Genomic DNA, 3,612 nt, shown 5'->3' on the forward strand with positions numbered 1-3,612 from the left:
GGGTTGGGGCGATAGCTGGCCAGCAATTGTTTCGCCACAAAACCCAGAAACAGCCGTTTAAAAGCTGGTTTATCGTCAGCGTGATACTGAATGTCGTGGCGACCTTGGCAATTTGGTATTGGGTCTATGGCCGTTGGATACTCTGATTCACAGCAGTAACGGCAGAGTAGCACTCGCCGTTTCCTGCACCGCCAGGCCGTAAGCCGGGTCAAACCTGGCCAATTCGGCCACCATAAGCTCCACCAACAACATCGCACCTACCTTGGCTGGCAGTGCGCCGGCGTTCAGCGGGCCTTCCGGCTTGGCTGCCACCAGCAATATATCCGCCAGTTTGGCCAGCGGGCTGCGCTGGGTGTTACTGACGGCGATGACTCGCGCCCCGCGTTGTTTGGCCAGGGTAACTGCATGCAGTACGTCTTTGGTTGAACCTGAACTGGAGATGACGATCAGCAGGTCTTGTTTGCCCAGCGAAGCGGCGTTCATCGCCGCCCGGTGCATATCACTGAACAGCAGCGCCGGTTTGCCCACGCGCAACAGTTTGTAGTGCAGGAAGTCCCCGATAATCGCACTGGCGGCGACGCCATAAATCTGTACCGAGGTGCTTTGATGCAGATTTTCTGCTGCCTGCCTCAGGGCCTGATGATCCAATAACGCGCCGGTATCCCGCAATGCCTGTACGCTTTCCTCCACCAGGTTTTCCGTGGTGCTTTGGCGAGTCGTCGCCTCTGGCTGGTTTTTTTGCAGGCTCAGCGCCAGCGCCATTTTAAACTCGGTATAGCCTTTACAGCCCAGATGGCGACAGAGCCGGGTTACGCTGGCTTCACTGGTGCCGCTCTCGCGGGCCAGTTCGGTGATGGTAAAGTAGACGGCCCTGGACGGCTCCTCGAGCACAAAGCTGCCGAGTTTTTGCAACGTGGGGCTATAGCTCGCCAGTTCTTGCCGCAGCCGCAATAATAAATTTCCAGTATTCATCACGTTACCTTTCTGATTGTTTCTCTTTCTATTGTGGCGGAAAGTCGCCGCCGCCCGCCAGCAAAATCGACGTATTGTGAAGCCGATCATCGTTATGAATAAAATTTTCAACATTATTTTTTATTTGTGGTAAAAATTTTCATCATAAAAAATGATAATGAGGAAAATTTATGTCAACAGCAGGGGAATCAAGGTCTGGCAGCTGGTTTGAAAAAGCCCAGCGGTTCGGAAAGTCGTTTATGTTACCGATCGCCGTGTTGCCTGCCGCCGGCTTGCTACTGGGGATCGGCGGGGCGTTGTCCAATCCCAATACTCTGGAGGCTTACCCTTTCCTCAACGTCGGGTGGCTGCAAGGGGTATTTACCGTGATGGCCAGCGCCGGTTCTATCGTATTTGCCAATCTGGCGGTGTTGTTCGCCGTGGGTGTGGCGGTGGGGCTGGCCAAAGGTGACAAGGGGACCGCAGGCCTGGCATCGCTGATTGCCTACCTGGTGATGAACGCCACCATCAATGCCTTGCTGAAGATCAACGGTTCCCTGGCCACTGAAAATCCCGGCGCAGTGGGGCAAGGCGTCATTATGGGGATCCAAACGCTGGAGACCGGGGTATTCGGCGGGGTGATCATTGGCCTGGTGACCGGTTATCTGCACGATCGTTACAACAAAATTTCGTTGCCACAGTTCCTGGGGTTTTTCGGCGGGTCGCGTTTTGTCCCTATTATCTGTTCTCTGGCCGCCATGGGGGTGGGAGCCTTGATGACCGTGATTTGGCCTCATTTCCAGCAGGTGATCTTTGGCCTGGGTGGACTGGTAGACGCCAGCGGTTATCTGGGCACCTTTATCTACGGTTTTGTGCTGCGCATGCTGGGGCCATTTGGCCTGCACCATATTTTTTATCTGCCGTTCTGGACCACGGCGCTGGGTGGCAGTGAAGTGATTAACGGCCAACTGGTTGAGGGAACACAGCGCATTTTCTTCGCTCAGCTTGCCGATCCGCATACCCAGCAGTTTTACATCGGTACTGCGCGTTTTATGTCTGGTCGTTTTATCACCATGATGTTCGGCCTGGTCGGCGCTTGTCTGGCGATGTATCAGACCGCCAGTCCGGAGAACCGCAAACGTGTCGGCGGTTTGTTGCTGTCGGCGGCGTTGACTTCGTTCCTCACCGGCATTACCGAGCCGATTGAGTTCTCGTTTCTGTTTGTTGCCCCGGTGCTGTACCTGGTCCATGCCCTGTTTGATGGTCTGGCGTTCATGCTTGCCCATATTCTGCATATCACTATTGGGCAGACGTTCTCCGGCGGGTTTATTGATTTCATGTTATTTGGCGTATTGCAGGGGGAGGCCAAAACCCACTGGATGTATGTACCGCTGGTCGGCGTTCCCTGGTTTTTCTTGTACTACTTCACCTTCCGCTTCCTGATTGTTCGTTTCAATTTCAAAACGCCGGGGCGCGGCGAAGAGCTGCCGACAGGCGTTGCTTTGGAAGGAACCGCGCGATCGCAGCAGGTGCTGGCGTCGCTGGGAGGCAAAGACAACGTTGTCGAGTTGGACTGCTGCGCCACCCGTTTACGCATTACGGTGAAACAGAGTCAGTTGCTGGATGAGGCAGGGCTGAAAGCCAGCGGCGCGCGGGCGGTGATCATTCGTGGCAATGGGGTACAGGTCATTTACGGGCCGCACGTCACCATCATTAAAAATGAAGTCGAGGAGTTATTGGATTTATGACGCTTTCTATTTTGCAGCAAATCAAGGGACGATTGGTGGTTTCCTGCCAGGCACTGGATGATGAACCGCTGCACAGTGATTTTATCATGTCGCGTATGGCGGTTGCTGCACAGCAGGGAGGGGCGGCGGCGATCCGGGCCAACAGCGTGGAGGATGTCAAAGCCATCATGCAGGCGGTGTCGTTGCCGGTGATTGGCATCATCAAGCGTGACTATGCCGGCAGCCAGGTATATATCACCCCCACTCTGCAAGAAATTGATGAGCTGATGACTGTGGGACCGCAGATGATCGCCCTGGATGCGACCTTGCATCAGCGGCCAGGCAGCCTGGCCTTGGCGGATCTGGTTGCTGCCGTGCGGGCCAGATATCCTGACTTGCTGCTGATGGCTGACATCGCCACGCTGGAAGAGGCCATCCATGCCTGCCAACTGGGCTTCGACTGCGTGGGGACAACCTTGCATGGCTATACTGACGAAACCCTGGGAAGACAGCTGGCGCAGGACGATTTTCGTTTTCTGAAAGAGGTATTGGCAGCGGTTAGCGTACCGGTCATTGCCGAGGGCAATGTCGAAACTCCGGCCATGGCCGCACGCTGTCTGGCTCTGGGCGCTCATGCGGTGGTGGTGGGCGGGGCCATTACTCGTCCGCAGCAGATCACCCGTCGCTTCGTAGCCGCTCTCGGCTACTGATTTGAATCTCCCTGACGGTGATGTCAGGGAGATTCGGTACTCAGGCGTGCTGCCGGAGAAATTGCTGCCACAAGTCGACTACACGTTGCAAATCCTGACGGCTGACGTCAAGGTGCGTCAAAATGCGCGTCAGCGGCCCGCTACTGATCAATACGCCATGTTCACGCATCCAGGGGCCCAGCTTAGCTGCCAGTTCAGGCGTTTGACGTAGGTACAACACGTTG

At 55.6% G+C, this 3,612-nt stretch carries 4 protein-coding genes and 1 pseudogene; 3 read left to right on the forward strand and 2 right to left on the reverse strand.

Annotated elements, in window-relative coordinates:
• Nucleotides 1-146, forward strand: a 146-nt coding sequence (locus VGM55_RS27040; protein WP_331637301.1) for a DUF1294 domain-containing protein, incomplete at its 5' end; no start/stop codon positions are given.
• Nucleotide 147: 1 nt separating this feature from the next.
• Here the strand turns inward: VGM55_RS27040 and VGM55_RS27045 are convergent.
• On the reverse strand, nt 148-975 hold the full coding sequence (locus VGM55_RS27045; protein WP_262189045.1) for a MurR/RpiR family transcriptional regulator: 828 nt from the start codon (nt 973-975) through the stop codon (nt 148-150).
• Between the two features lie 167 nt (nt 976-1,142).
• On the opposite strand from VGM55_RS27045, the gene VGM55_RS27050 reads away from it, so the two are divergent.
• Complete coding sequence (locus VGM55_RS27050; protein ID WP_261441619.1) at nt 1,143-2,699, forward strand: PTS transporter subunit EIIC; 1,557 nt, start codon at nt 1,143-1,145, stop codon at nt 2,697-2,699.
• Complete coding sequence (locus tag VGM55_RS27055) at nt 2,696-3,388, forward strand: N-acetylmannosamine-6-phosphate 2-epimerase (protein WP_331637300.1); 693 nt, start codon at nt 2,696-2,698, stop codon at nt 3,386-3,388. Before VGM55_RS27050 ends, VGM55_RS27055 begins: the two co-directional genes overlap by 4 nt.
• 40 nt (nt 3,389-3,428) lie before the next feature.
• Here the strand turns inward: VGM55_RS27055 and VGM55_RS27060 are convergent.
• A pseudogene (locus VGM55_RS27060) lies at nt 3,429-3,612 on the reverse strand (low-specificity L-threonine aldolase); the annotation flags it as partial.

It is taken from the genome of Cedecea sp. (genome assembly GCF_036500665.1).
Taxonomy (GTDB): Bacteria; Pseudomonadota; Gammaproteobacteria; order Enterobacterales; family Enterobacteriaceae; genus Cedecea.

Bases quoted from the DNA above. Each gene is read 5' to 3' on its own strand.
- VGM55_RS27050 (WP_261441619.1), top strand. From the start codon at position 1,143: ATGTCAACAGCAGGGGAATCAAGGTCTGGCAGCTGGTTTGAAAAAGCC.
- VGM55_RS27055 (WP_331637300.1), top strand. From the start codon at position 2,696: ATGACGCTTTCTATTTTGCAGCAAATCAAGGGACGATTGGTGGTTTCC.